The sequence below is a fragment of the Actinocatenispora comari genome (assembly GCF_017312725.1).
In the GTDB taxonomy this organism is placed as follows: domain Bacteria; phylum Actinomycetota; class Actinomycetes; order Mycobacteriales; family Micromonosporaceae; genus Actinocatenispora; species Actinocatenispora comari.
This window is the reverse complement of sequence record NZ_BOPO01000016.1, coordinates 25,124-51,738: the sequence shown is the minus strand read 5'-3', so window position 1 is coordinate 51,738 and position 26,615 is coordinate 25,124. Positions and strand designations below refer to the sequence as shown.

General features: G+C 74.4%; 19 protein-coding genes and 1 pseudogene. 14 read left to right on the top strand and 6 right to left on the bottom strand.

Annotated features, from left to right (window positions below):
• Positions 1 to 40 precede the first annotated feature (40 nt).
• The 3 genes from yczR to NUM_RS06370 all read left to right on the top strand — a co-directional run bounded on the left by yczR (position 41) and on the right by NUM_RS06370 (position 5,299).
• Complete coding sequence (gene yczR, locus NUM_RS06380) at positions 41 to 1,483, top strand: MocR-like transcription factor YczR (protein WP_207123634.1); 1,443 nt, start codon at positions 41 to 43, stop codon at positions 1,481 to 1,483.
• Between the two features lie 181 nt (positions 1,484 to 1,664).
• Positions 1,665 to 3,473 (top strand): ABC transporter ATP-binding protein, encoded by a 1,809-nt coding sequence (locus NUM_RS06375; protein WP_225918371.1) that lies wholly within the window; start codon positions 1,665 to 1,667, stop codon positions 3,471 to 3,473.
• Positions 3,470 to 5,299: an ABC transporter ATP-binding protein gene (locus NUM_RS06370; protein WP_207123633.1), complete on the top strand. Its 1,830-nt coding sequence runs from the start codon at positions 3,470 to 3,472 to the stop codon at positions 5,297 to 5,299. The genes NUM_RS06375 and NUM_RS06370 overlap by 4 nt, the downstream gene beginning before the upstream one ends.
• Before the next feature lie 140 nt (positions 5,300 to 5,439).
• Here NUM_RS06370 and NUM_RS06365 read toward each other — a convergent pair whose 3' ends face one another.
• The gene (locus NUM_RS06365) at positions 5,440 to 6,066 is read right to left on the bottom strand and encodes a TIGR03085 family metal-binding protein (protein WP_225918370.1); all 627 of its coding nucleotides are present in this window, start codon (positions 6,064 to 6,066) and stop codon (positions 5,440 to 5,442) included.
• A gap of 137 nt (positions 6,067 to 6,203) precedes the next feature.
• On the opposite strand from NUM_RS06365, the gene NUM_RS06360 reads away from it, so the two are divergent.
• From NUM_RS06360 to trpA, 7 genes and pseudogenes are all read left to right on the top strand, one after another.
• On the top strand, positions 6,204 to 7,067 hold the full coding sequence (locus NUM_RS06360; RefSeq protein WP_207123631.1) for a hypothetical protein: 864 nt from the start codon (positions 6,204 to 6,206) through the stop codon (positions 7,065 to 7,067).
• Positions 6,983 to 7,420, top strand: a pseudogene (gene hisI / locus NUM_RS06355) (phosphoribosyl-AMP cyclohydrolase); the annotation flags it as partial. The gene NUM_RS06360 and the pseudogene hisI, both read left to right, overlap by 85 nt.
• A gap of 83 nt (positions 7,421 to 7,503) precedes the next feature.
• Complete coding sequence (locus tag NUM_RS06350) at positions 7,504 to 9,045, top strand: anthranilate synthase component I (RefSeq protein ID WP_207123630.1); 1,542 nt, start codon at positions 7,504 to 7,506, stop codon at positions 9,043 to 9,045.
• Positions 9,045 to 10,076: a Trp biosynthesis-associated membrane protein gene (locus NUM_RS06345; RefSeq protein WP_207123629.1), complete on the top strand. Its 1,032-nt coding sequence runs from the start codon at positions 9,045 to 9,047 to the stop codon at positions 10,074 to 10,076. Before NUM_RS06350 ends, NUM_RS06345 begins: the two co-directional genes overlap by 1 nt.
• A gap of 516 nt (positions 10,077 to 10,592) precedes the next feature.
• Complete coding sequence (gene trpC, locus NUM_RS06340) at positions 10,593 to 11,396, top strand: indole-3-glycerol phosphate synthase TrpC (RefSeq protein ID WP_207123643.1); 804 nt, start codon at positions 10,593 to 10,595, stop codon at positions 11,394 to 11,396.
• 37 nt (positions 11,397 to 11,433) lie between these two features.
• The gene (gene trpB, locus NUM_RS06335) at positions 11,434 to 12,744 is read left to right on the top strand and encodes a tryptophan synthase subunit beta (RefSeq protein WP_207123628.1); all 1,311 of its coding nucleotides are present in this window, start codon (positions 11,434 to 11,436) and stop codon (positions 12,742 to 12,744) included.
• Positions 12,741 to 13,571 (top strand): tryptophan synthase subunit alpha, encoded by an 831-nt coding sequence (trpA, locus tag NUM_RS06330; protein ID WP_225918369.1) that lies wholly within the window; start codon positions 12,741 to 12,743, stop codon positions 13,569 to 13,571. Before trpB ends, trpA begins: the two co-directional genes overlap by 4 nt.
• A 111-nt stretch (positions 13,572 to 13,682) precedes the next feature.
• Here trpA and NUM_RS06325 read toward each other — a convergent pair whose 3' ends face one another.
• Entirely contained in the window at positions 13,683 to 14,150 is a 468-nt protein-coding gene (locus tag NUM_RS06325) for an NUDIX hydrolase (RefSeq protein ID WP_207123627.1), read from the bottom strand.
• A 114-nt stretch (positions 14,151 to 14,264) separates the two neighbouring features.
• Between NUM_RS06325 and lgt the strand changes: the two genes are divergently transcribed.
• A complete protein-coding gene (lgt, locus tag NUM_RS06320) occupies positions 14,265 to 15,392 on the top strand; it encodes a prolipoprotein diacylglyceryl transferase (protein WP_207123626.1) in 1,128 nt (375 codons plus the stop codon).
• A 38-nt stretch (positions 15,393 to 15,430) separates the two neighbouring features.
• Here lgt and NUM_RS06315 read toward each other — a convergent pair whose 3' ends face one another.
• Entirely contained in the window at positions 15,431 to 16,213 is a 783-nt protein-coding gene (locus NUM_RS06315) for a hypothetical protein (protein WP_207123625.1), read from the bottom strand.
• A gap of 140 nt (positions 16,214 to 16,353) precedes the next feature.
• On the opposite strand from NUM_RS06315, the gene NUM_RS06310 reads away from it, so the two are divergent.
• Complete coding sequence (locus NUM_RS06310) at positions 16,354 to 17,241, top strand: LLM class flavin-dependent oxidoreductase (RefSeq protein WP_207123624.1); 888 nt, start codon at positions 16,354 to 16,356, stop codon at positions 17,239 to 17,241.
• 90 nt (positions 17,242 to 17,331) lie between these two features.
• On the opposite strand, the gene NUM_RS06305 is transcribed toward NUM_RS06310, so the two are convergent.
• Both NUM_RS06305 and NUM_RS06300 read right to left on the bottom strand, forming a co-directional pair.
• On the bottom strand, positions 17,332 to 18,492 hold the full coding sequence (locus NUM_RS06305; RefSeq protein WP_207123623.1) for a phospholipase D-like domain-containing protein: 1,161 nt from the start codon (positions 18,490 to 18,492) through the stop codon (positions 17,332 to 17,334).
• A 228-nt stretch (positions 18,493 to 18,720) separates the two neighbouring features.
• Positions 18,721 to 19,575: a GNAT family N-acetyltransferase gene (locus NUM_RS06300; protein ID WP_207123622.1), complete on the bottom strand. Its 855-nt coding sequence runs from the start codon at positions 19,573 to 19,575 to the stop codon at positions 18,721 to 18,723.
• A 282-nt stretch (positions 19,576 to 19,857) separates the two neighbouring features.
• Between NUM_RS06300 and gltB the strand changes: the two genes are divergently transcribed.
• Together gltB and NUM_RS06290 are read left to right on the top strand one after the other, a co-directional pair.
• The gene (gene gltB, locus NUM_RS06295) at positions 19,858 to 24,489 is read left to right on the top strand and encodes a glutamate synthase large subunit (protein WP_207123621.1); all 4,632 of its coding nucleotides are present in this window, start codon (positions 19,858 to 19,860) and stop codon (positions 24,487 to 24,489) included.
• Positions 24,482 to 25,954 (top strand): glutamate synthase subunit beta, encoded by a 1,473-nt coding sequence (locus NUM_RS06290; RefSeq protein WP_207123620.1) that lies wholly within the window; start codon positions 24,482 to 24,484, stop codon positions 25,952 to 25,954. The genes gltB and NUM_RS06290 overlap by 8 nt, the downstream gene beginning before the upstream one ends.
• 110 nt (positions 25,955 to 26,064) lie before the next feature.
• Here the strand turns inward: NUM_RS06290 and NUM_RS06285 are convergent, their stop codons facing one another.
• Positions 26,065 to 26,526: an Lrp/AsnC family transcriptional regulator gene (locus NUM_RS06285; protein WP_207123619.1), complete on the bottom strand. Its 462-nt coding sequence runs from the start codon at positions 26,524 to 26,526 to the stop codon at positions 26,065 to 26,067.
• Positions 26,527 to 26,615: the final 89 nt, after the last annotated feature.

Sequence of the window (26,615 nt, the reverse complement as noted above, 5' to 3'; positions counted from 1 at the left end):
CAATCTTGCGGAACTGGCCTGCTCGTGCTGAGGTGGTGGCATGGAAGCGGTGGCCCGGGTGGGGGCGCCGGCGCTGGCCCGCCGGCTCGGTGACTGGCGTCGCACCGGCGGCAGCGACTACGTGGCGCTCGCCGTGGCGGTACGCGGACTGATCCGGGACGGTCGGCTCGCGCTCGGCGTCCGGCTGCCCGCGGAACGCTCGCTCGCGGTCGAGCTCGCGGTCAGCCGCACCACCGTGACGGCGGCCTACCGGCTGCTGCGCGACCAGGGGTACCTGCGGTCCCGGCGCGGCGCGGGCAGCGACACGGCGCTGCCGGAGGGGCAGCGGCTGTCCACCAGCGGGCTGTGGGCCCCGGACGACGAGGCGCTGATCGACCTGGGCTGCGCCGCCCCGCCGCCGCCGGCCGAGCTGACCGCGGCCGCGCGGCAGGCCGCCGACGAGCTCGCCGGGTACGCCACCAGCCACGGCTACTACCCGGCCGGGCTGCCCGAGCTGCGGTCCGCGATCGCGGACCGGTTCACCGCCCGCGGGGTGCCGACCGGGCCCGCCGAGATCCTCGTCACCAGCGGCGCCCAGCAGGGGCTCGACCTGGTGCTGCGGCTGCTGACCGCGCCGGGGGAGCGGATCCTCGTCGAGTCGCCGAGCTACCCGAACGCGCTGACCGCGCTCACCGCGGCCCGGCTGCGCGCCGACCCGGTTCCGGTCACCGACGGCGGCTGGGACCTCGACCCGGTGCTGCCGGCGATCACGGCCGGCCGGTACCGGGTGACGTACCTGATCCCGGACTTCCACAACCCCACCGGCGCGGTCCTGCCCGAGCCGCAGCGCGCCGCACTGATCGCCGCGGCGTACCGGGGCGGCGGGTTGCTCGTCGCGGACGAGACGTTCGCGGAGCTCTCGCTCACCGACCGGCCGGCGCCGCCGCCGATGGCCGCGCTGGACCGGCACCGGCGGGTGATCACCGTGGGCGGCATGTCCAAGTCGTACTGGGGTGGGCTGCGGGTCGGCTGGATCCGCGCCACGCCGGCGCTGATCCAGCGGCTCGCCGCGGTCCGGGCCGGCGTCGACATGGGTGGTGCGGTGCTCGACCAGCTGGTCGCCCGGGCGCTGATGGCCCGCGCCGCGACGATCCTGCCGGTCCGGCGCCAACTGCTGCGCACCCAGCGCGACGCGCTGGTCGGCGCGGTGCGCGAGCACCTGCCCGGCGCCCGGTTCCGGGTACCGGACGGCGGCCTGTGCCTGTGGGTGGAGCTCGACGAGCCGGTCGCGAGCGCGCTGGCCCGGGCCGCCGAGGCGTACGGGGTGCGGCTCGCGCCGGGCCCCCGCTTCGGCACCGAGGGCACGTTCGAGCGCTACCTGCGGCTGCCGTTCGCGCGGCCGGCGCACGAGCTGGTCGAGGCGGTACGCCGGATCGCGGCCGCCCGCGCCGACCTGGACGCGCTGCCGCCCGGTCGCCCGGCCGTCCCCGCCGTCGTCGCCTGACCCGGCAGCGGGCCGGCCCTCGTTCGGCGGGTCGCTCGGCGTGCCGGCGCTCCGTGCGGCACGGCCCGTCCCGGGCCGCTCGGGGCGCTGGCCCGGACGTGACCTAGATCGCCTCCGGTCTCGAAATGTCGGCGCCATGGGGCATCGTCGTACCCGGAGAAGGTAAGGGGTGGGTGTGGCGGTGTCCGGATACAGCACCGGGTACGACCGCGGGGTCGTGCTGCGCGGGCTGAAGCTGCTGGGTCGGTCCATCCGGGACGAGCCGGCGACGTTCGCGATCGGGGCTCTCGGCAGCGTGCTGTTCGCGGTGATGACCGTGGCCAGCGCGTACGTGATCGGGGCGGTGGTCGGTGACGTCGCGGTGCCGGCGATCGAGGCGGGCCGGGTGCCGGCCGGGGCGCTGGCGCTCGGCGGCGCGGCGATCCTCGGCGTCAGCGTGCTCAAGATCGTCGGCATCCTCGGCCGGCGGCTCGGTGCCGGGGCGATGCAGTACCGGCTGCAGGCCCGCTACCGGCGGGCCGTGACGCAGCGCTATCTCGACCTGCCGATGTCCTGGCACCAGCGGCATCCGACCGGTGCCCTGCTGTCGAACGCCAACAACGACGTGGAGAGCGCGTTCATGCCGATCGCGCCGTTCCCGTTCGCCGTGGGTACGGTCACCATGCTGGTCACCGCGATCGTCGCGCTGCTGGTCACCGACTGGGTGCTCGCGCTGGTCGGCGTCGCGGTGTTCCCGACCGTGTTCGTGATCAACGTGGTCTACTCGCGCCGGTCCGCGCCGCTGCAGGCAGCGGCGCAGCGGCTGCGCGGCGAGGTCGCCGCGGTCGCGCACGAGAGCTTCGACGGCGCGCTGGTGGTCAAGACCGCCGGCCGGGAGGCGGCCGAGACCGCCCGGTTCGCCGTGGTCTCCGACCAGCTGCGGGACGCCTCGATCGCGGCCGGCCGGGTCCGCGGCCTGTTCGACCCGCTGATGGACGCGCTGCCCAACGTCGGCACGCTCGCCGTGCTGGTGGTCGGGTCGGTCCGGTTGGCCGCCGGCGACCTGACGGTGCCGCAGCTGGTGTCGGCGGCGTTCCTGTTCAGCGTGCTGGCGTTCCCGGTGCGGGCGATCGGCTGGGTGCTGGGCGACCTGCCGCGCGCGGTGGCCGGCGCCGACCGCGTCGACGGCGTACTGGCGGCCGAGGGCGGGATGGCGCACGGCGCGGCGGAGCTGCCCGGCACCGGCGCGGTGGAGCTGACGTTCGACCGGGTCCGGTTCGGCTACGGCGACGGCGCCGACGTGCTGACCGACGTGAGCTTCACCGTGCCGGCCGGCCGCACCGTCGCGCTGGTCGGAGCCACCGGCTCGGGCAAGTCCACCCTGACCCAGCTCGCCGCCCGGCTGGTCGACCCGACCGACGGCACGGTCCGGCTCGCCGGCCGGGACGTGCGCGAGCTGTCCGCCGCCGCGCTGGCCTCGACGGTCGCGCTGGTGCCGCAGGTGCCGTTCGTGTTCGACGACACGGTGCACGGCAACGTCGCGCTGGAGCGCACGGGCGTCGGCGCCGACGACGCCGCCGCGGCGCTGCGGCTGGCCCAGGCCGACCGGTTCGTCGCCGCCCTGCCGGACGGTGCGGACACCGCCGTCGGGGAGCGTGGCGCCAGCCTGTCCGGCGGCCAGCGGCAGCGCGTCACGCTGGCCCGCGGGCTGGCCGGCCGACCCCGGCTGCTGATCCTCGACGACGCCACCAGCGCCGTCGATCCCCGGGTCGAGCAGGCGATCCTCGCCGGCCTGCGCACCACCGGCACCGACACCACGGTGCTGGTCGTCGCGTACCGGCGGGCCACGATCGCGCTCGCCGACGAGGTGGTCTACCTGGCCGACGGCCGGGTCGCCGCCCGCGGCACGCACCGCGAGCTGCTCGCCACCGTCCCCGGCTACGCCGAGCTCGTCACCGCCTACGAGGCCGCCGACGCCGACGCCGACGACGAGGTGGAGGTGGCCGGGTGAGCACCGACGTACGGGTCGAGCCCGCGCCACGCCGCACCGCGCCGGCGGCGCCCGACGGTACGCTCGTCACGCTGCGCCGCGGGCTGGCGCTGTCGCCGGAGCTGCGCGCCGGGCTGTCCGGCACCCTCGCCCTGGCACTGGCCTCGACGCTGGGCAAGGTGGCGGTACCGATCGCCGTGCAGCAGGGCCTCGACCACGGCATCCGCGCGACCGGCGGGCCGAACCTGGGCTACGTCGCGACGGTCGGCGCGCTGACCGTGGTGCTGCTGGTGCTCGCGGTCGGCTCGGCCTACCTGATGAACTACCGGCTCTACCGCAGCACCGAGACGGCGCTGTCCGGGCTGCGAATCCGCACCTTCGGCCACGTGCACGCGCTGTCGGTGCTGCACCAGCAGGACGAGCGGCGCGGCGCGCTGGTCAGCCGGGTCACCTCCGACATCGACCAGATCTCCCGGTTCCTGCAGTTCAGCGGCGTGAGCCTGGTGGTCAACGCCGGGCAGGTGGTGGTCGCGACGGTCGTGATGGTCGTGTACTCGTGGCCACTGACGGTCGCGGTGCTCGCGGTGTTCGTGCCGCTGGCGTTGGTGATGCCGCGGCTGCAGCGCTGGCAGCAGACGGCCTACCGGGCGGTCCGGGAACGCGTCGGCGTGCTGTACGCGGCGGTCGCGGAGAGCGTCGTCGGCGCGCCGGTGATCCGGGCCTACGGGGTGTCCGGCCGCACCGCCGGCCGGCTGTCCGACGCGATCGAGCGGTACCGCTCCGCCCAGTACGGCGCGCAGCGGAGCAGCGTGGTGATGTCGGCGCTGAGCGAGGGCGCGTCCGGGCTGACCAACACCCTGGTCGTGGTCGGTGGCGTGGTGCTCGGCGCCGGCCTCGCGCACGAACTGGGTGCCGGGTTCAGCGTCGGCGAGCTGACCGCGTTCGTGTTCCTCGCCGGGCTGTTCGTGCAGCCGATCCAGATGTTCACCGAGACGCTGACCGAGGCGCAGAACGCGGTCGCCGGCTGGCGCCGGGTGCTCGACATCCTGGACGCCGAACCGGAGGTCGTCGACCCGGGTGAGCAGGCCAGCCCGCTGCCGGCCGGCCCGCTCGCGGTGCGGTTCGCCGACGTCGGGTACGCCTACCCGGGCGGCGGCGCGGAGGCGCTGTCGGACGTGGCCGTGACGATCGCCCCGGGCACGGCGGTCGCGGTGGTCGGCGAGACCGGCAGCGGCAAGACGACCTTCGCGAAGTTGCTGACCCGGCTGATGGACCCGACCCGCGGCCGGGTGCTGCTGTCCGGGACACCCCTCTCCCGGGTCGGGTTCGCCGAGTTGCGCCGGCGGGTGGTGATGGTGCCGCAGGACGGGTTCCTGTTCGACAGCACCGTCGGTCGCAACGCGGCGTTCGTCCGCCCCGACCTGTCGGATGCGGAGCTGACCGCGGCGTTCGCCGAGCTGGGGCTGGCCGACTGGTTGGCCGGCCTGCCGGCCGGGCTGGACACGCCGGTCGGCGAGCGCGGCGAGCACCTGTCGGTGGGCGAGCGGCAGCTGGTCGCCCTGGTCCGGGCGTACGTGGCCGATCCCGACCTGCTGATCCTGGACGAGGCGACGAGCGCCGTGGATCCGGCGACCGAGGTACGGCTGCAGCGCGCGCTGGACGCGGTGACCCGTGGCCGGACGACGGTGACGATCGCGCACCGGCTGTCCACCGCCGAGGCGGCGGACGAGGTGCTGGTGTTCGACGGCGGGCGGATCGTGCAGCGCGGCCCGCACGAGCAGCTGGTCGCCGTGACCGACTCGGTGTACGAGCGGCTGCACGCCTCCTGGTTGGAACAGACCCGCTGACCGCCGGCGTCGCCTTTACTCGGCCGTGAGGCCCGGGGCGCTCGCCGACCACGGGGCGCGACGCTCACCGTGCACGGCGCGGGCGCTGGTCGAGGTCGGCGCGCCGAGCCGGTGTGCACGACCTGGCGGGTGGCGCGGGCTCACATGGCGAAGCGGGCCTCGCGCAGCGCCTGCACCGACTCGCTCGGGCCCTCGGCCGACAGCCGGGCGGCGTCCTGCCGCCCGGACGCGAACACCAGCAGCTCACCGGGCGGGCCGGTCAGCCGCACGTGCGGGCCGGCGCCGACGGTGCGCTCGCCGTACTCCGGCGCGGCCAGGGTGACCCGGACCGGCAGCCGACGCATCGACACGGTGGTCAGCATCGACAGCCGGCGCCAGAGCAGCTCGTTCAGCTCGATCGGCAGGTCGCGCGGCTGCCACTCCGGCCGGGCCCGGCGGACGTCCTCGTGGTGCAGGAACATCTCCATCGTGTTGACCAGCTCGTCGGTGAGCGGGTTGGACACCGGGCTCCACCACGGCGGCGCGGCGAGCAGATCCAGCAGGACGTCCCAGTCCTGCTCGGCGTAGCCGTGCCGGACCCGCTCGGACCAGCCGGCGAGCGGCCGGACCAGCAGGCCGACACCGGAGTCGGGGCGCCGCTCCCGGGCCAGCAGGTGCGCGACCAGATCCCGGGCGTCCCACCCCTCGCACAGGGTCGGTGCGTCCGGGCCCACCTGCCGCAGCAGCGACACCAGTTGCAGCCGCTCACCGTGCGCATATGCCGTCACCCCGATCACTCTAGTGACGCCCCGGTACCGGTGGGCGACGACGGACCGGCCGGCGCCGGGTCGGCGGCCGCGGCGCCGGTGGTTCGAGCCGCGGGTGGGAGGCGGGTGGGGCGCCGTTGCCCGTACCATCCCGGACCATGCCAGCAGCAAGCGTCGGGATTGCGGTCGGGATCGCGGTGGTGTGCCTGGCCGGGTGGCTGCTCGTCGCGGTACGGGGTCGGCCGGCGGCGAGCGCACCGCTGCGGCTGGTGACCACGGTGGCGCTGCTGCTTGCCGGTGGCGCCGCCGGCTACGCCCTGCCGTACGGGCCGCAGCCGGTGCCGATGGTGGCCGGCGCGGTGCTCGGCTACCTGGTGGCGCACACCGCCGGCTGGCTGTTCGACCTGCTGCGCCGGCGCGGCCTGCGCGGCACGGCGCTGCCCCGCAACGCGCCGGCCGTCGCCCGCGAGTACCGGCTGCGCACCGTCCTGCTGCCCGGCGCCTCGGTGGCCGGGCTCGCCGCCGGCCTCGGTGCCGCCGGCGGCCTGCTCGGGCTGCTGGTGCTGGTCGCCTTCGTGGTGCTGCGCCGGGAGTTCGTCGGTGCCCCGCTGGTGGCGCTGGTCGCGGCGGTGGTGGTGGTCCTGGTCCCGGCGGGGATGCTGCGGGCCCGGTGGATGCGCGACGTCGCGCTGCGGCTGTCCGACGACGAGGTGGAGCTGCGTTTCCTGGGCCCGGACGGGCGCTGGCGGGTGCGCCGGGCGCCGCTGGAGGAGATCCGCTCGGTGACGGTGTTCGCCGACCCGTACGGCCGGGCCCGGTGGCTGCGGGTGGACGCCGGCGAGACCCGCTTCGAGCTGCGCTGCTCGCCCGGGCTGGCCGGTCGCGGCGCGGCCGAGACCCTGCGCCGGGCCACCCGGGATCTGCTCGGCCGGCCGGGGTGGCGGCCGGCGAGCGGGGTGCGGCCGTACCGGGCCCGCTGGGGCGCCCGGCGGTACCGCGGCCCGGCGCGCGACAATCGGTGACTGTGAGCAGTCTCGACCCCGCGATCGCGGCCCGGCTCAAGCGTGGCCCGGACGGCCTGGTGCCGGCCGTCGCCCAGCAGTACGACACCGGTGAGGTGCTGATGCTCGCCTGGATGGACGACGAGGCGCTGCACCGCACGCTGACCACCGGCCGGGCCACCTACTGGTCGCGCAGCCGGGGCGAGTACTGGGTCAAGGGCGACACCTCCGGGCATGTCCAGCATGTCCGGTCGGTCGCCCTGGACTGCGACGGCGACACCCTGCTGGTCCGGGTCGACCAGGTCGGCGCCGCCTGCCACACCGGTACCCGCACCTGCTTCGACGGCCGTGACCTGCCACTGACCGCCGACGCCGTGCCGTCCGACGTCGTAGCGTCCGAATCCGCCTCGCCGGCCGAGGCCGGCACGCAGACCGATCCCGCGGAAGGGAGCATCCGGTGACGACCGGAGCCGTGAGCCCGGACGAGGCCACGTTCGCCGAGCTGGCCGCGCAACGCCGGGTGGTCCCGGTGACCCGGCGGCTGCTGGCCGACTGCGAGACGCCGATCGGGGTGTACCGCAAGCTGGCCGGCGGCCCCGGCACGTTCCTGCTGGAGTCGGCGGAGGCGACTGGTACCTGGTCCCGGTACTCGTTCGTCGGGGTGCGCAGCGCCGCCGCGCTGACCGTCCGGGACGGCCGGGCGCACTGGCTGGGTGAGCCGCCGGCCGGGGTGCCGACCGACGGCGACCCGATCGAGGCGCTGACCGCCACCGTCGCCGCGCTGTCCTCGCCGCCGGTGGCCGGCGAGCCGGCGCTGCCGCCGCTGACCGGCGGGCTGGTCGGGTTCTTCGGCTACGACGTGGTGCGCCGGTTCGAGAAGCTGCCGGAGCTGGCCGCCGACGAGCTCGGCTTCCCCGACCTGGGTTTCCTGCTCGCCACCGACCTGGCCGTGCTCGACCACGTGGACGGCTCGGTGCTGCTGATCGCCAACGCGGTGCTGCCACCCGACGCCGGCCCCGCCGAGCTGACCGCGCAGTACCACCAGGCGGTCGGCCGGCTGGACGCGATGACCACCGCGCTGAGCCGGCCCACGCCGCCGATGGTGTCGACGGTCGAGAAGGTACCGCCGGTGCACCTGGCCGGCCGCACCCCGGCCGGCGGGTACCAGAAGGCGGTGGAGGCGGCGAAGGAGGCGATCCGGGCCGGCGAGTGCTTCCAGATCGTCCCGTCGCAGCGGTTCGAGGCCGACACCGCGGCCGACCCGCTCGACGTGTACCGGGTGCTGCGGGCGACCAACCCGTCCCCGTACATGTACCTGCTGCGGTTCGGTGGCGTCGACGGCGCCGGCGGGCACGAGGCGTTCGACATCGTCGGCTCCAGCCCCGAGGTGCACGTGAAGGTGACCGGGCGCCGCGCCCTGATGCACCCGATCGCCGGCACCCGGCCGCGCGGCGCCACCCCGGAGGAGGAGCGCCGGCTGGCCGAGGACCTGCTCACCGACCCGAAGGAACGCGCCGAGCACGTGATGCTGGTCGACCTCGCCCGCAACGACCTCGGCCGGGTGTGCGTGCCGGGCACGGTCGAGGTGCCCGAGTTCTTCACCATCGAGCGGTACAGCCACGTCATGCACATCGTGTCCACCGTGGTCGGTGAGCTGGCCGAGGGGCGGACCGCGTTCGACGCGCTGCGGGCCACGTTCCCCGCCGGCACGCTGTCGGGTGCGCCGAAGGTACGGGCGATGGAGATCATCGAGGAGCTGGAGCCGGTGCGCCGCGGCCTGTACGGCGGGACGGTCGGCTACCTCGACTTCGCCGGCGATCTGGACATGGCGATCGCGATCCGCACCGCGCTGATCCGGGACGGCCGGGCGTACGTGCAGGCCGGCGGCGGCATCGTGGCCGACTCCGATCCGGACGCCGAGGACACCGAGACCCGCAACAAGTCCGCGGCGGTACTGGCCGCGATCGCCTCCGCCGAGACGCTGCGGCAGGCCCGCTGATGTCCGACCGCCGCGCCGACACCCACCCCGGCACCGATCCCACCGCCGCCGACCAGCCGGCGCCTGACAACCCCGAACCCGACCGCCCGGAGTCGGACCAGCTGGCAGCCGAGCGCGCCGGATCCGACGACGCCGACCCGGACCGCGCTGGATCCGACGACGCCGAGCCGGGCCGCGTCGAGTCGGACCGCGCCGAGTCGGACCGCGTCGAGTCGGACCGCGTCGAGACGGGCCGCGCCGAATCCGACCGCGCGGAGCCTTACCGCACGGAATCCGACCATCCCGGGTCGGATCGCGTCGGTTCCGGCGGCGCCTCGGCGCCCGGTGCGGGCAGCTCGGACGAGTCGACGGGCACGACGGAGGTGGCCGGGCCGGTGCTCGGCCGGGAGACCCCGGAACCGGACGACGCGCCGGGCCCCGACGCCACGACCTCCGCCGCCCGGGACCGGTCGGTACCGGGTCGGTCGGTACCGGGTCGGTCGGGGGCGCGGCGTCCGTCGACCCGGGGACAGCTGGTGCTCGCGGTCGTCGCCTGCACGCTGGGCGCCGGCATCGCGCTGTACGCGGCGTCCAAGAACTGGTCGGTGCAGGCCGGCCGGCCGCTGGGCCCGCTGCACCTGCAGCAGACCGGCCGGACCGGCACCGAGATCACCCCGGTCGTACCGACCCTGGCCCTGATCTCGCTGGCCGGGGCGGGTGCCCTGGTCGCCACCCGGCGGATCGGCCGGTTGCTCGTCGGCGTACTGCTGATCCTGACCGGGTTCGGGGTGGCCGCCGGCGCCGGATACGGGCTGTCGGTCGCCACGCACGACCCGGGCAGCGTGACCGCCGGTTGGGCGATCACCGCGCTGGTCGGCGGCCTGCTCGTCGCCGTCGTCGGCTTCGGCACGGTGCGCCGGGGCCGCAACTGGCCGACGATGGGCTCCCGGTACGAGCGTCCCGCCGGCCGGGCCGCCCGGGTCGGCGCCGACGACGACGCCGCGAAGATCTGGGACGCGATCGACGACGGCCACGACCCGACAGTGCGCTGACCCGGGCCAGGTCACGCTCGGCCGCGTCACGGTCGGCCGCGTCAAGGTCGGCCGCGTCAAGGTCAGGCGCGCCGGGTCGGTCGCCGGCGACCGATCGACCCGCGCGCGCCTCGTGCGCTGACCCGACCGCTCCGGCTCGCCCGGCCCCGGCCCGTCCTGCTCGCCCGGACGGCCGGTCCTGCTCGGCCGGCCCCGACCCGTCGTGCTCCTCCGGCCCGACCGGTCCCGCTCGGCCCGACCGGTCCCGCTCGGCTCGACCTGTCCTGCTCGGCCCGGCGGTCCCGGGCTCCGCGTGCGCGGTGGCTGGTCGTACCGCTGTGTGAACCCGCCGACACCCCGGCTGGGCCAGCATCGATGGCGGCGCATAACATCGGCCGAGGATCCGCCGGGTATGCCCGCCGTCCCGCTGGGTGCGGCAGGTCACGGCGGTTGCCGTACTACAGCCGACGAGGGGAGTCCGCGGTGAACGCAGACGCGAGCCGGCCGCAGACATCGGGTCCGTCGCCCTCCGGCGACGTGCTGACCGAGATCCTCGCCGCGGTCCGCGCCGACGTCGCCGAGCGCGAACAGCAGACCCCGTTGGAGCAGGTGAGAGCGCTCGCCGCGGCCGCCCCGCCGGCCCTGGACGCGTTCGCCTCGCTGCGCGCGCCGGGTGTCGGGGTGATCGCCGAGGTGAAGCGGTCCTCGCCGTCCCGCGGTCAGCTCGCCGAGATCCCCGACCCGGCCGAACTGGCGGGGGAGTACGCCGCGGGCGGCGCCCGGTGCGTGAGCGTGCTGACCGAGAAGCGGTTCTTCGGCGGCAGCATCGAGGACCTGATCGCGGTGCGGGCCGCGATCCAGGTGCCGATCCTGCGCAAGGACTTCGTGGTGTCCAGCTACCAGGTGCACGAGGCGCGGGCGCACGGCGCCGACCTGATCCTGCTGATCGTCGCCGCGCTGGAGCAGAACGCGCTGGTCGGGTTGCTGGAGCGGACCGAGTCGCTGGGCATGACCGCGCTGGTCGAGGTGCACAACGAGGCGGAGGCCGACCGCGCGCTGGAGGCCGGCGCGAAGGTGATCGGCGTCAACGCCCGCGACCTGCGCACCCTGGAGGTCGATCCGTCGGTGTTCGAGCGGATCGCGCCCGGCCTGCCGTCGACGGTGGTCAAGGTGGCCGAGTCCGGCGTGCGCGGTACCCACGACCTGATCCGGTACGCCTCGGCCGGCGCCGACGCCGTCCTGGTCGGCGAGGGGCTGGTCACCCAGAAGAGTCCGCGGGACGCGGTCGCCGAGCTGGTCACCGCCGGGTCGCATCCGGCGACGCCGCGCCCGGCGCGCTGAGCCCGTACGGCGCATCGCAAAGGAGACGGTGGCGACCATGGCACCGCAGCACGGACCGGGCGAGTCCGGTCACCACCCGACCACCGACGGCTCCACCGCGCGGGGCGCGGCCGGCCGGCCGGACGACCGGCGTGCCGGCCCGGACGCCGCCGGCCACTTCGGCCGGTTCGGCGGCCGGTTCATGCCGGAGGCGCTGACCGCCGCGCTGGACGAGCTGGGCGCGGAGTTCGACAAGGCGATCGCCGATCCGTCCTTCGTCGCCGAGTTCGACCGGATGCTGCGCGAGTACGCGAACCTGCCCAGTCCGCTGTATCTCGCCCAGCGGTTGTCCGCGCGGGCCGGCGCCCGGATCCTGCTCAAGCGTGAAGACCTGAACCACACCGGCGCGCACAAGATCCGCAACGTGCTGGGGCAGGCGTTGCTGGTCAAGCGGATGGGCAAGCGGCGGGTGATCGCCGAGACCGGGGCCGGCCAGCACGGTGTCGCGACCGCGACCGCCTGCGCCTACCTCGATCTCGACTGCGTGGTCTACATGGGCGCCGAGGACACCCGCCGGCAGGCGCTCAACGTCGCCCGGATGCGGATGCTCGGCGCCGAGGTGATCCCGGTCGAGACCGGCAGCCGCACCCTCAAGGACGCCATCAACGAGGCGTTGCGCGACTGGGTGGCCAACGTCGACACCACCCACTACCTGCTCGGCACCGCGGCCGGTCCGCACCCGTTCCCGGTGCTGGTCCGCGAGTTCGTCCGTGGCATCGGCGACGAGGCACGGGCGCAGGCTCTGGAGCTGACCGGTGGGTTGCCGGACGCGGTCGCCGCCTGCGTCGGTGGCGGCTCGAACGCGATCGGCGCCTTCCACGCGTTCGTGCCCGACGCCGACGTCCGGCTGTACGGCTTCGAGGCGGGCGGCGACGGCGTCGAGACCGGCCGGCACGCGGCGTCGATCACCGGCGGCGCGGTGGGGGTGCTGCACGGTGCCCGCACCTTCCTGCTGCAGGACGCCGACGGGCAGACGGTCGAGTCGCACTCGATCTCGGCCGGCCTGGACTACCCGGCGGTCGGGCCGGAGCACGCGTGGCTGGCGGAGACCGGCCGGGCGAGCTACCAGCCGGTCACCGACGCCGAGGCGATGGCCGCCTTCCAGCTGCTGTGCCGTACCGAGGGGATCATCCCGGCGATCGAGAGCGCGCACGCGCTGGCCGGCGCGTTGCGGGTGGCGCCGCAGCTGGCCGCCGAGCTCGGCCGCGAGCCGACGATCCTGGTGAACCTGTCCGGCCGCGGCGACAAGGACATGGAGACGGCCGGCAACTGGTTCGGCCTGCTGGACGGGGCGGAGGTCCGGTCGTGAACGAGCCGCAGGTGGCCGAGCCGGTGGTCGGGCGGCGGGCGGGGTCGGCCTTCGGTACGGCCCGCGAGCAGGGCCGGGCCACGCTGGTGGGCTACCTGCCGGCCGGGTTCCCGACGGTGGCCGAGGCGATCGAGGGCTGCCGGGTGCTGGTCGACTCGGGTGTCGACGTGATCGAGATCGGCCTGCCGTACTCGGATCCGGTGATGGACGGGCCGGTCATCCAGCGCGCCGCGGAGCGGGCGCTGGCGAACGGCTTCCGGGTCGCGGACGTGTTCCGCACCGCCGAGGCGGTCGCGGCCGCCGGCGTGCCGGCGCTGGTGATGACCTACTGGAACCCGATCGAGCGGTACGGGGTGTCCGCGTTCGCGCGCGACCTCGCCGCCGCCGGCGGTGCCGGGCTGATCACCCCGGACCTGACGCCGGAGGAGGCGGGCGACTGGATCGCCGCAGCCGAGCAGCACGACCTGGACCGGGTGTTCCTGGTGGCGCCGAGCTCCACCGCGCAGCGGATCGCGACGACCACGGCGGTGTGCCGCGGCTTCGTCTACGCGGCCAGCGTGATGGGCGTGACCGGGGCTCGCGAACAGACCGGTCAGGCGGCCCCGGCCCTGGTCGAACGGGTACGGCGGGCCACCACGGTGCCGGTCGGGGTCGGCCTCGGCGTCAGTACCGGCGGGCAGGCGGCGGAGGTCGCCGGATACGCCGACGGCGTGATCGTGGGCAGTGCGCTGGTGCGCTGCCTGCTGGACGAGCCGGACCCGGCCGCGGCGCGTCGGCGGCTCGGTGCGCTGGCCACCGAACTCGCCGAGGGTGTGCGCAAGCGCTGACCCGGTGCTACCCGACCTGACCGGTTGCGGCCGGTAGGGCGGTCGGTTGCCCGTGGCGGACCTGGTTCGGGCCGGCCGGGGTGCCGGCTCGCGCCGGCGGTGGGCGCGGGTTCAGGCGGGGAGCGGAACGGCGGCCGGCGCGCTGCGGTGGACGTCGGCGACCACACCACGGCGTCCGGCGGCGAGGTCGGCCAGTACCGCGGTCACGGTGGCGGTGTGCGGGCTCGGCACGTCGTCCGGGTCGTACCAGCCGACGCGGCAGATCATCGCCGGCGCGTTGACGCACGGTTCACCGCCGACGGCGTGCGCCCGGAAGGCGTGTACCAGCAGGTCCGGCAGCGGCTCGGCGGCATCGGCGGGGCCGGTCAGCCGGTACAGCCCGATCAGCTCGTCGACGGCGACCTCCAACCCGGTCTGGGCCCGGATGTCGCGGACGGCGGCGTGCGCCGGGTGTTCGCAGTGCTCGATGCGCCCGTTCGGCAGGCCCCAGAGCCGGTGCCCCTGGCTCTGCCGGCAGAGCAGGACGCGGCCGTTCGGGTCGGTGACGACCGCCGCGACCGCGTAGGTAAGGGAGTCCATTTCGCCGATCGTAGGCCAGTTTCGATGCACAGTCACCGGTCGGTTCCGGTACGTGATCGCCCGCGCGGAGGGCTGTGCTGACGCGGCTGCGCACGCCCGGTACGTTGGCCAACTGTGAACCTTGCCTCCATTCCGAGCCCGAGCCAGTCGGTGGTGCATCTCGGTCCGCTGCCGTTGCGGGCCTACGCCTTGTGCATCGTCGTGGGCATCGTGCTGGCCTGCGTGATCACCGAGCGCCGGCTGCGGGCGCGGGGCGCCCCGGTGTGGACGGTGCTGGACATCGCGGTCTGGGCGGTGCCGTTCGGCATCGTCGGGGCCCGGATCTACCACGTGATCACCGACCCCGAGCTGTACTTCGCGGCCGGCAAGGACTGGGTCGGCGCGTTCAAGATCTGGGACGGCGGCCTCGGCATCTGGGGTGCGGTGGCCGGCGGTGCCCTGGGCGCCTGGATCGCCTGCCGGCGCCGCGGCCTGCCGCTGTCGGTCGTGGCCGACGCGCTGGCCCCCGGGTTGCCGGTGGCGCAGGCGGTCGGCCGCTGGGGCAACTGGTTCAACCAGGAGCTGTTCGGCCGTCCGTCGAACCTGCCGTGGGCGGTGCAGATCGACCCGGCGCACCGCACCATCGGCTACGAGCAGTACGCGACGTATCACCCCACCTTCCTGTACGAGTGCGTCTGGGACCTGCTCGTCGCGCTCGCGGTGTGGCTGCTGGACCGCAAGTTCCGGTTCGGCCGGGGCCGCGCCTTCGCGCTGTACGTCGCGCTGTACGTGTTCGGCCGGTTCTGGGTGGAGTCGCTGCGCATCGACCATGCCAACACGTTCTTCGGGCTGCGGCTCAACGACTGGGTCAGCATCGCGGTGTTCGTCGCCGCCGTGCTGTACGTGGCGCTGGTGCGCGGACCCCGGCTCAACGTGGTGGCCGACTCCAACGGCAAGCTCACCGTGGTGCCGGAGGGCGCCGCGGCCGCCGCCGGCGCCGAGACCCTGGTGCCCTCGACCGACGGCGGGGCGGAGGCGACCGCGCCGCCCGGGGACGCCGAACCCGACGGCGGCGGGTCCGCACGGGAGGACCCGGACCCGGGCGACCCCGCCGCCGAGGATCCGGATCCCGGCGCCGCCGAGGGCTCGGACACCGAGCGGCCAGCCACCGGTTCGACGGGCGAGCAGCCCGACGGGGACTCGCCGGGCGAGCGGCCCGACGGGGAGGTCGCCGAGGCGGAGAAGTCCGACTCGGGGAAGTAGCCAGTGCGGGAGGCCCGGCCCGGGGCCTCCCACCGCGCTCAGGCGCCGGTCGGCGCGCTGATGTGCACCGGCGTGCCGTAGTCGGACAGGTCGGTGGTGCTGTCCACGGTCATCGACCCGCTGCCGACGCCGGTCATGGTCAGGGTGCTGTGCTCGCGCACCACCCGACCGGCCGAGTCGAGCCACACCTCGACCGGGATGCTGTCGACACCGTGTTCGGACAGCGTCGTCAGTGCCTTCTGCGCCTTGGCGCCCTGCTTGGCCGCCGCCTTCTTCAGGTCGACGGTCGCCTTGTAACCGGTTACCTTGACGCCGCGGATCGTGCTGGTGCCGAGGTTGGTCACCGAGGACGACGCGCCCTGCAGGTAGGTCAACGCCTGGGTCGGGTCCATCGGCGCGCCGCTGGTCAGCGACGAGATGTCGATCTTGCGCCAGGACGAGCCCATCTTGAGGTACTCGTACCCGTCGACCATGATCGCCTCGATCTGTCGGCCGCCGGTCTGCACGGTGACCTGCTCGGCCGGCGGGTCGAACCGCACCACCCCGGACATCGTGGTGGTGCCGGCCGCCGAACCACCGGTGATCTTGGTGGTGGACGAGATCTTCGCGGTCTTCGCGTCGGTGGTCTTGCCGTACGCCCGCTGCAGCGCGACCTGCAGGTCCGCGCCGGTACCGGTCGAGCCGGCGGTGCTCGGCGAGCTGGACGCGGCGGCGTGCTCGCCACCACCGCCTGAGGCGGACGAGCCGCCCGGGTTGCAGCCAGCGGCGAGGCCCAGCACCGCGACGGCGGCGGCGGACACGGCAACGTACCTGATGCGCATGTGGCTTCTCCTTGACGTCATTGCCCCTCGGTGCAGGGTACGGTCCGACACCCAGCGCGCCGACAGCGCATCGTTCCACTGTGGACACGGACGGTTCCGGTGGCGGCCGGATCGTCGGTGCCGCCGCGTACCGTACGGGCATGTTGGTGAGTACCGTGATCCTGCCCATCCACCGCTGGCCCGAGGCGCGCGAGGTCTGGCAGCGCGCCGAACGGCTCGGCGCGCACGCCGGCTACAGCTACGACCACCTGTCCTGGCGCTCGTTCGCCGACGGCCCCTGGTACGGGACGGTCCCGATGCTGTCCGCCGCGGCGCTGGTGACCGACCGGCTGCGGCTGGGCACCATGGTCACGTCGCCGAACTTCCGCGATCCGGTTCCGCTGGCGAAGGACCTGATGACCCTCGACGAGCTGTCCGGCGGCCGGATCACCGCCGGCGTCGGCGCCGGCTCGGCCACCGGGTTCGACGCGACGGTCCTGGGCGGGCCGGCCTGGTCGGCCGGTGAGCGGGCCGACCGGTACGCGGAGTTCGTGCGGCTGCTCGATGCCCTGCTGCGCGAGCCGGACACCACCTCGACCGGGCGGTACTACTCGGCGCACGCGGCGAAGATGATCCCGGGCTGCGTGCAGCGGCCGCGGCTGCCCTGCTACCTCGCCGGCACCGGCCCCCGGGGGCTCCGGCTCGCGGCCGAGCTGGGCGACGGGTGGATCACCACCGGTCCGGCCGGCCGGCCGGCCGAGGACCTCACCGACGCGCTGGCCGCGGTCGGCGACCAGCTGCGTCGGCTTGCCGAAGCCTGCGCCGCGGTCGGCCGGGATCCGGCGACGCTGCACCGGGTGCTGCTGACCGGCTTCCTGCCCGGCGAGCCGTTCGGCTCGTTCGACCAGGCGGTCGAGCTGGCCGGCGCCGCCGCGCGGCTCGGCATCGACGAGATCGTGGTGCACTGGCCGGTGCCCGACTCGCCGTTCGCGCTGGACGAGACGCTGTTCGAACGCATCCTGACCGAACTGCCCGGCCAGCTCGGCTGACCGGGCATCGCGCCGCAGCGGGTATCGCGCCGCACGCCGTGGCTCGCCGGCGGTCGTGCCGCCGACGAGCCCGGGCCGACCGCGACCCGGTCACGCGGTCGGGGTCGACACCTGCCAGAGCCGGTCGAAGTTGCCCCGGTACGCGTCGTGCGCGGCGGCGCCGTCGATCTCCAGGATCGTCTCGTCGTTCTCCCGCAGTGAGGAGAAGTCGAGGTTCGCCGATCCGGCGAAGGTCAGCGTCCGGTCCGGCCGTCCGGCATAGTTGCCCTCGATCAGGAAGTACTTCGAGTGCACCAGGTAGCCGTCGGCGTTCTTCAGCCGGCGCAGCGTCAGGCCGGGGTGGCCGGTCAGGTTGGCCACCTGGTTGCTGTCGGTGTAGACGACCTCGACCCGGCAGCCGGCGTCGGCGAGACCGGTCAGCGCGTCCGCCACCTCGGCCCGGTGCAGCGCGAACGCCGACACCCGGACGATCGACCGGTGGTCGCCGGGCGTACCGCGGCGGTGGTTTCCGGTGCAGCGCACCCGGTCCAGGATGTCGACGACCACGTCGCCGGTCTCCTCGGGCAGGAACCAGTAGCGTTCCGCGCCGGCCCGCCCGGTGGTGAAGTAGTCGTTGTTCGGCACCATCGCGGCCAGATCGGCGAAGTACCGGTTGTACGCGTCGTACAGCCGGCGGTTGCGCACGATCGTGTAGGCGTTGTTGAAGTACTTCTCCACGTTGAGCGCGGTCTGGTTGGCCGACGCCTGGATGACCACGTACGGCACCCGGCCCACCGAGGAGAAGGTGAAGAACTTGTTGTGGTTGATCGGGTTGACGCCGCCGTGCGCGATGCAGGCGCCGCCGGTCATGCAGACCCGTACCCAGGAGCCGGGGGACGGGTAGTCGCCGAGCGCGGCGATCAGGTTCTGGCTGGCCGCGGCGCTGGTGTACTTGGCGTCCAGCACCACCCGCACCGTCACGCCCCGGTCGTGCGCGGCGACCAGCGCGTCGGTGTAGTCCTGGTCGGTCAGCGCGTACATCGACGAGCGGATCGTGGCGCCCGGCGCGGTGGCGTCGATGGTGGCGATGATGCGGTCCTTGATGGCGTTCTGCTGTGCCGCGGTGCCCAGCGGGTCGTTGAACACCGCGCCGGTGCTCGGCACGTACCCGGTGGCCGCCGGCTGCTGCGCGGCGGCCGGCGCCGTTCCGCCCGCCACCAGCGCCGCCACCAGCAGCGGCACCGTCAACAGGGCTCTCACCCGTGGTCGCATCTGGGCTTCTCCTTCCCGGCCGCCACACCCGTGGCGGCCCAGCCTGGTGCGGCCACAGCCTGGCCGGGCCGGCGGGCGGCGGGAAGGGCGTTGCGCGATGCGCGACGGCGGCACCGATCGGGCGGCGGCCGGTGCCACGACCGTCGGGCCGGCGTGGTCGGAGTCGGCGCGGTGCCGATCGGCTGGCCGGCCGGGCCGGGGGGCCATCGCCCGGCCCGGCCCGAGAGTTCAGGCGGGTTCGGCGATGCAGGAGGTGCCGATCCGGGTGAAGCCGAGCCGGGCGTACAGCGCGGCGACGTCCTCGTTGTCGGCGGACAGGAACACCACCCGGACGCCGGCGGCGAGCACCGCGCGCACCACGGTCGCGGTGACCGCGAGCCCCAGCCCGCGCCGCCGCGCGACCGGCAGCGTACCGACGCCGACGACCTCGGCGACCGGGCCGACGCGCTGCGCGCTGCCGGCCGCGACCACGCCGCGCAGCGCCTCGGCGCCCTCCAGCCCCAGCGGGCTCTCCGCCAGCGCCCGGACGTGCCGGCCGGTACGGATCAGCTCGGCCTCGGCGGCCACCCGCGCGGCGTCGAGCATGCCGGTCTTCTCGTCCCGTTCGGCCGGGCCGGCGGCGCCGACCGCGGTACCGCCGTCGGCGAACGCCAGGTCGGCCACCGCGCTGCTGGCGGCCAGGTCGGCGGCGAACGTCTCGTCGTCCGGGTCCAGCAGCCGCAGCGCGGCACCGATCGGCACCCGTACCGGCGGGGGATCGTCGGTGGTCAGCACCATCAGCGGCGCGAGCTGCACGGCGAGCCCGGCGGCACGGGCGGGTTCGATCAGCCCGGGGGTGGTCTCGTCCACCCACTCGAACGCCTCCGGCAGGCCCAGCTCGCGCTGCCGGGCGCGCACCGCGGCGATGTCCGCGGGGGTACCGGCGGGTGCGCCGAGCGCCGGGCGCGCGTAGAACGGGTGTCCCGGGACACCGTCTCGGACAAACAGGTCGAAACCGGCGATGCGCTCGACCCGGCAGCGGTCCCGCGGTACCGCGTCACAGAACGTTTCGAGCTCGCCGAACAGGGTGTCGGAATCGGTCACGGGAGCCGACACTACGGGGGAGGTCTCGGGCCTGGCCAGCCGACGGTGCGACCGCGGCGGACGCGTGTGAAATATGCCCGCCGACCGCTCGTGTGCCCGGCCGGGTTGATACCGTCGGAAACGACGGAGTGGTGAGGTCGTTCACGACGAGGTGACCCGGGCGCAACGCCGGTCGGTCTCGTACACTCCAATGTCAGCATCGGGCCGATGGCGTCCCGCCCCTTATGCACATTTCCGCCGGGCGGCACGTCGCACCGGCGTCCTCACCAGCATGGAGGCCCGATGACGCTGCCCGCCACCGGTGTCCCCGCGATCGGCCCGCCGCACGGTCCGGACCGCGCCCGCGCCGGGCTGTACGACCCGGCGTACGAGCACGACGCCTGCGGGGTCGCGTTCGTCGTCGACGCGCACGGCCGGCGCTCGCACCGCACGATCGAGCGGGGCCTGTCCGCGCTGATCCGGATGGAGCACCGGGGCGCGGCCGGGGCGGAGCCCAACACCGGTGACGGCGCCGGCCTGCTGATCGGCGTACCGGACGAGTTCTGCCGCGCGGTGGCACCGGTGGCCCTGCCGGCCGCGGCGCCGGACGGCAGCCCGCGCTACGCCACCGGGCTGGTGTTCCTGCCGGCCGAGCCGGCCCAGGCGGCGCACGCCGAGAAGATCCTCACCAAGTACGCGCTGGCCGAGGGCGCCGAGGTGCTCGGCTTCCGCGACGTCCCGACCGACCCGGCCGGGCTGGGCGCGACCGCGCGGGCCGCGATGCCCCGGATCCGGCAGGTGTTCCTCGCCGCCGCCGACATCGCCGACGGCACGCCGCTGGCCGGCCTGGCGCTGGAGCGGGTCGCCTACTGCGTGCGTCGGCAGACCGAGCGGGAGACCCGGGAGCGGGGCATCGGCGCGTACTTCCCGTCGCTGTCCGCACGCACCATGGTCTACAAGGGCATGCTGACACCGCGCCAGCTCGCCGCGTTCTACCCCGACCTGTCCGATCCGCGGGTGACCTCGGCGATCGCGCTGGTGCACAGCCGGTTCTCCACCAACACGTTCCCGTCCTGGCCGCTGGCGCAGCCGTTCCGGCTGGTGGCGCACAACGGCGAGATCAACACCATCCGCGGCAACCGGAACTGGATGGCCGCCCGCGAGGCGCTGCTGTCCTCGACGCTGCTGCCCGGCCGGATCCGGCGGCTGTTCCCGGTGTGCACGCCGGGCGCGTCGGACTCGGCGAGCTTCGACGAGGTGCTGGAGCTGCTCGCGCTGACCGGCCGCAGCCTGCCGCACTCGGTGCTGATGATGATCCCGGAGGCGTGGGAGAACGACCCGCGGATGAACCCTGCGCACCGCGCGTTCTACCAGTTCCACGCCTGCCTGATGGAGCCGTGGGACGGCCCGGCCTGCGTGGCGTTCACCGACGGAACCCGGATCGGCGCGGTACTGGACCGCAACGGGCTGCGGCCCGCCCGGTGGTGGCGCATCGACGACGGTACGGTCGTGTTCGCCTCCGAGGCCGGCGTGGTCGACCTGGACCCGGCGAGCGTGGTGGCCAAGGGCCGGTTGAAGCCCGGCCGGATGTTCCTGGTCGACACGCAGGCCGGCCGGATCGTCGACGACGACGAGATCAAGGACGAGCTGGCCGCCGCCGAGCCGTACGACGAGTGGCTGGCCGCCGGGCTCGTCCAGCTCGCCGACCTGCCCGCCCGCGAGCACATCGTCTACACCCACGACAGCGTGGCGCGCCGGCAGCAGACGTTCGGCTACACCGCCGAGGAGCTGAAGATCCTGCTCGGGCCGATGGCCACGACCGGCGCCGAGCCGCTCGGCTCGATGGGTACCGACACCCCGATCGCGGTGCTGTCGAAGCGGTCCCGGCTGCTGTACGACTACTTCACCCAGCTGTTCGCGCAGGTGACGAACCCGCCGCTGGACGCGATCCGGGAGGAGCTGGTCACCAGCGTCGCCACCACGATCGGGCCGGAGCACAACCTGCTGGAGGCCTCGCCGGCCAGCTGCCGGCAGATCGTGCTGCCGCACCCGGTACTGGACAACGACGAGCTGGCGAAGATCCTGTCGGTCGACGAGGACGGCGACATGCCGGGCTTCAAGGCCGTCCGGGTCTCCGGGCTGTACCGGGTAGCCGACGGCGGCGAGGGCATCAAGGCCCGGATCACGCAGATCTGCCGGCACGTGTCCGAGGCGATCGAGGACGGGGTGCGCATCCTGGTGCTGTCCGACCGGGACACCACCGCCGATCTCGCGCCGATCCCGTCGCTGCTGCTGACCGCCGCGGTGCACCAGCACCTGGTGGGCGAGCAGACCCGTACCCAGGTGTCGCTGATCGTGGAGTCCGGTGACTGCCGCGAGGTGCACCACGTGGCGCTGCTGCTGGGCTACGGTGCCGCCGCGGTCAACCCGTACCTGGCGTTCGAGTCGATCGAGGACCTGATCGCCGCCGGCACCATCACCGACCTGGCCCCGCGCGCGGCGGTCGGCCGGTACGCCAAGGCGCTCGGCAAGGGCGTCCTGAAGATCATGTCGAAGATGGGCATCTCCACGGTCGCCTCGTACACCGGTGCGCAGGTGTTCGAGGCGATCGGGCTGGCCGACGACCTGGTGGCCCGCTACTTCACCGGGACCACGTCGCGGATCGGCGGTATCGGGCTGGCGGAGATCGCCGCCGAGATCGCCGACCGGCACGCCCGCGCGTACCCGCGGAACCCGGCCGAGGCGACGCACCGGGTGCTGGACGTGGGCGGCGAGTACCAGTGGCGGCGCGAGGGGGAGGTGCACCTGTTCAACCCGGAGACGGTGTTCCTGCTGCAGCACTCCACCCGGTCCCGGCAGTACGACATCTTCGGCCGGTACACGTCCACTGTGGACGCTCTGAGCGCCGAGTCGGGTTCGCTGCGCGGACTGTTCCGGCTGCGCACCGAGCAGCGCACCCCGGTACCACTGTCCGAAGTGGAGCCGGTCGAGGCGATCGTGCGGCGGTTCGCGACCGGCGCGATGAGCTACGGCTCGATCTCGGCCGAGTCGCACACCGACCTCGCCATCGCGATGAACCGGCTCGGCGGCCGGTCCAACACCGGCGAGGGCGGCGAGGACGTCGACCGGCTGTACGACGCCGAACGGCGCAGCGCGGTCAAGCAGGTGGCGTCCGGCCGGTTCGGCGTGACCAGCGAGTACCTGGTCAACGCCGACGACATCCAGATCAAGATGGCGCAGGGCGCGAAGCCCGGCGAGGGCGGCCAGCTGCCCGGCAACAAGGTGTACCCGTGGGTCGCCCGCACCCGGCACTCCACGCCCGGCGTCGGGCTCATCTCGCCGCCGCCGCACCACGACATCTACTCCATCGAGGACCTGGCGCAGCTGATCTTCGACCTGAAGAACGCCAACCCGGCCGCCCGCATCCACGTCAAGCTGGTCAGCGAGGTCGGCGTCGGTACCGTCGCCGCCGGGGTCGCGAAGGCGCACGCCGACGTGGTGCTGATCTCCGGCCACGACGGCGGGACGGGCGCCTCCCCGCTCAACTCGCTCAAGCACGCCGGCGCGCCCTGGGAGCTGGGGTTGGCCGAGGCACAGCAGACGCTGCTCGCCAACGGACTGCGCGACCGGGTCCGGGTGCAGGTCGACGGGCAGCTCAAGACCGGCCGCGACGTGGTGGTCGCGGCGCTGCTGGGCGCCGAGGAGTTCGGCTTCGCCACCGCGCCGCTGATCGTGCAGGGCTGCGTGATGATGCGGGTGTGCCACCTGGACACCTGCCCGGTCGGTATCGCCACCCAGAACCCGGCGCTGCGCGAGCGCTACACCGGCAAGCCGGAGTTCGTCGAGACGTTCTTCACCTTCCTCGCCGAGCAGGTCCGGGAGTACCTGGCGCAGTTGGGTTTCCGCACCCTGGACGAGGCGATCGGTCAGGTCGAGCTGCTGGACGTCGCGCCGGCCGTCGAGCACTGGAAGGCGGCCGGGCTGGACCTGACGCCGATCCTGACCGCGCCCGGCCCCGACACCGGCGCCCGCCGGGCGATCCGGGACCAGGAGCACGGCCTGGAGTCGGTGCTCGACGTCAAGCTGATCGAACTCGCCCGGTCCACGTTGGACACCGGTGAGCCGGTCACCGCGTCGCTGCCGATCCGCAACACCGACCGTGCGGTCGGCACCATGCTCGGCTCCGAGCTGACCCGCCGGCACCGCGGCGGCCTCGCCGACGACTCCGTCGACATCACCTTCACCGGTACCGCCGGCCAGTCGTTCGGCGCGTTCCTGCCGCGCGGCATCACGCTGCGGCTGCACGGCGACGCGAACGACTACGTCGGAAAGGGGCTGTCCGGCGGCCGGCTGGTGATCCGCCCGGACGCCACCGCGCCGTTCGCCGCCGCCGACAACATCATCGCCGGCAACACCGTGCTGTACGGGGCGACCGGCGGCGAACTGTACGCCGACGGCATCGTGGGGGAGCGGTTCGCGGTCCGCAACTCCGGTGCGGTCGCCGTGGTCGACGGCTGCGGCGACCACGGCTGCGAGTACATGACCGGCGGCACCGTCGCCGTGCTGGGGCCCACCGGGCGCAACTTCGCCGCCGGCATGTCCGGCGGCACCGCGTACGTGTACCGGCTCGATCCCGGGCTGGTCAACCGGGAGCTGGTCGACCTCGGTCCGCTCGCGCCCGAGGACCGGCAGCGGCTGCGCGAACTGGTCGAGGCGCACCACGCGCAGACCGGCTCGGCCCGGGCCGCCGAGCTGCTCGCCGACTGGCCCAGCGCGGTCGAGCAGTTCAGCACGGTGCTGCCCCGCGAGTACGCGCGGGTGCGCCGCATCATGGCCGAGGCGCAGCTCTCCGGCGCCGACGTCGACGCCGCGGTGATGGCGGTGGCCGGCAAGCCGGTCCCGGCAGCCACCGGTGCAGGGAGGTCCGATGCCTGACCCGAGGGGATTCCTGGCGCACGGCCGGTCGCTGCCGGCCAGGCGACCGGTGCCGGTGCGCATCGCCGACTGGCACGAGGTGTACACCAACCACGACCCGGCCGCGTTGCGCGACCAGGCGGCCCGCTGCATGGACTGCGGCGTACCGTTCTGCCACAACGGCTGCCCGCTCGGCAACCGGATCCCGGAGTGGAACGAGGCGACCCGTACCGGCGCCGAGGCCGCCGCGATCGAGCAGCTGCACGCGACGAACAACTTCCCCGAGTTCACCGGCCGGCTGTGCCCCGCGCCGTGCGAGGCCGCCTGCGTACTCGGCATCGCTGACGATCCGGTCACGATCAAGCAGATCGAGGTCCAGATCATCGACCAGGCGTACGACTCCGGGCTGGTGACGCCGCAACCCGCGCCGGCCCCGTCCGGCAAGCGGGTGGCGATCGTCGGGTCCGGGCCGGCGGGCCTCGCCGCCGCGCAGCAGCTGGCCCGGGCCGGCCACGAGGTCGTCGTGTACGAGCGGGACGAGCGCGTCGGCGGCCTGCTGCGCTTCGGCATCCCCGACTTCAAGCTGGAGAAGACGCACATCGACCGGCGGCTGGAGCAGCTGACCGCCGAGGGCGTCCGGTTCGTGACCGGCTGCGAGGTGGGCGTCGACGTGGCCGCCGCCGACCTGCGCGCCGAGTACGACGCGGTGCTGCTCGCCACCGGCGCGCTCGCCGGCCGCGACGTGGACACTCCCGGTCGCGAGCTGCGTGGCGTGCACCTGGCGATGGAGCACCTGGTCGCCTCCAACCGCGCAGTCCACAGTGGACAGATCTCGACCCTGTCCGCGGCCGGCCGGCACGTGGTCATCATCGGCGGCGGCGACACCGCGGCCGACTGCCTCGGGGTCGCGCACCGGCAGGGCGCGGCCAGCGTCACCCAGCTCGACCTGTACCCGGAGCCGCCGGCGAGCCGGGACGGCGCCCGCGACCCGTGGCCGACCTGGCCGACGATCCTGCGGATGTACCCGGCGCACGAGGAGGGCGGCGCACGCGAGTTCGCCGCCGGCGCGTACGAGTTCGTCGACGACGGGACCGGCGCGGTCCGGGCCATCCGGATCCACCAGGTCGACGTGTCACGGGTGGACGGCCGGCGGGTCGTCACGCCGGTACCCGGCAGCGAGCGCGAACTGCCCGCCGACCTGGTGCTGCTCGCGATCGGCTTCGCCGGTACCGAACCGTCGCCGCTGCTGTCCGGTCTCGGGCTGACCCGTTCCCCGCGCGGCACGTTGGACTGCGGCGCCGACTGGCAGACCGACGCCGAGGGCGTGTTCACCGCCGGCGACGCGCACCGCGGCGCCGCGCTGATCGTGTGGGCGATCGCCGAGGGCCGGGCGGCCGCCGCCGCGATCCACCGCTACCTCGGTGTCCCCGGCGACCTGCCGGCACCGGTCGACGCCGCCGCCCAGCCGCTCGCCCTGCCCCGCTGACGCACGAGCCGGGCCCGGCCGCGGGCCCGGCTCGCCGGGCTACGACCGCGTCGCGGGCACGGCTGCGGCGCGTCGGGAACGGCCGCGGCGGCTGGTCGCCGGCCCGATCCTCACGGCTCGTCGAGGGCGGCCAGCACGGTGTTGTGGGCCTGCTGGTAGATCACCGAGCTGCGGTAGCTGATGATCTCCCGGCGCCGGCTGAGCCGATCGACCAGGAACGCGTGCAGGTGGTCGAGATCCTGTACCGCCACGTGGATGAGGAAGTCGTCGCCGCCGGCCACCACGAACGCCGACACCACCTGCGGCAGGCCGGCGACGAACTCGGTGAAGCTGTCGATCACCGTACGGCTCAGCGGCCGGATCTGCACCGCGACGAACGCCTGCACGCCCCGGTTGAGCGCGGCGGTGTCGATCTCGGCGTGGTAGCCGCGGATCACACCGCGCCGCTCCAGCGAGCGAACCCGTTCCAGGCAGGTCGACGGCGCGATGCCGAGCTGGCGGGCCAGCTCGCGGTTGGTCTGCCGGGCATCGCGCTGCAGCAGCTGCACCAGCGCCGAATCAAGTTCGTCCATGGCGCTCAGTATCCCCTCGTTTCCGAACGAAGTTCGGTGGGAGGCTTTTCGTTCCGGGCAACTGGCTAGCGTTCGGTCCGACTTTCGGA

Bases quoted from the DNA above. Each gene is read 5' to 3' on its own strand.
- yczR (WP_207123634.1), top strand. From the start codon at position 41: ATGGAAGCGGTGGCCCGGGTGGGGGCGCCGGCGCTGGCCCGCCGGCTC.
- NUM_RS06360 (WP_207123631.1), top strand. From the start codon at position 6,204: ATGCCAGCAGCAAGCGTCGGGATTGCGGTCGGGATCGCGGTGGTGTGC.
- NUM_RS06345 (WP_207123629.1), top strand. From the start codon at position 9,045: ATGTCCGACCGCCGCGCCGACACCCACCCCGGCACCGATCCCACCGCC.
- trpB (WP_207123628.1), top strand. From the start codon at position 11,434: ATGGCACCGCAGCACGGACCGGGCGAGTCCGGTCACCACCCGACCACC.
- NUM_RS06325 (WP_207123627.1), bottom strand. From the start codon at position 14,150: ATGGACTCCCTTACCTACGCGGTCGCGGCGGTCGTCACCGACCCGAAC.
- NUM_RS06315 (WP_207123625.1), bottom strand. From the start codon at position 16,213: ATGCGCATCAGGTACGTTGCCGTGTCCGCCGCCGCCGTCGCGGTGCTG.
- NUM_RS06310 (WP_207123624.1), top strand. From the start codon at position 16,354: ATGTTGGTGAGTACCGTGATCCTGCCCATCCACCGCTGGCCCGAGGCG.
- NUM_RS06305 (WP_207123623.1), bottom strand. From the start codon at position 18,492: ATGCGACCACGGGTGAGAGCCCTGTTGACGGTGCCGCTGCTGGTGGCG.
- gltB (WP_207123621.1), top strand. From the start codon at position 19,858: ATGACGCTGCCCGCCACCGGTGTCCCCGCGATCGGCCCGCCGCACGGT.
- NUM_RS06290 (WP_207123620.1), top strand. From the start codon at position 24,482: ATGCCTGACCCGAGGGGATTCCTGGCGCACGGCCGGTCGCTGCCGGCC.
- NUM_RS06285 (WP_207123619.1), bottom strand. From the start codon at position 26,526: ATGGACGAACTTGATTCGGCGCTGGTGCAGCTGCTGCAGCGCGATGCC.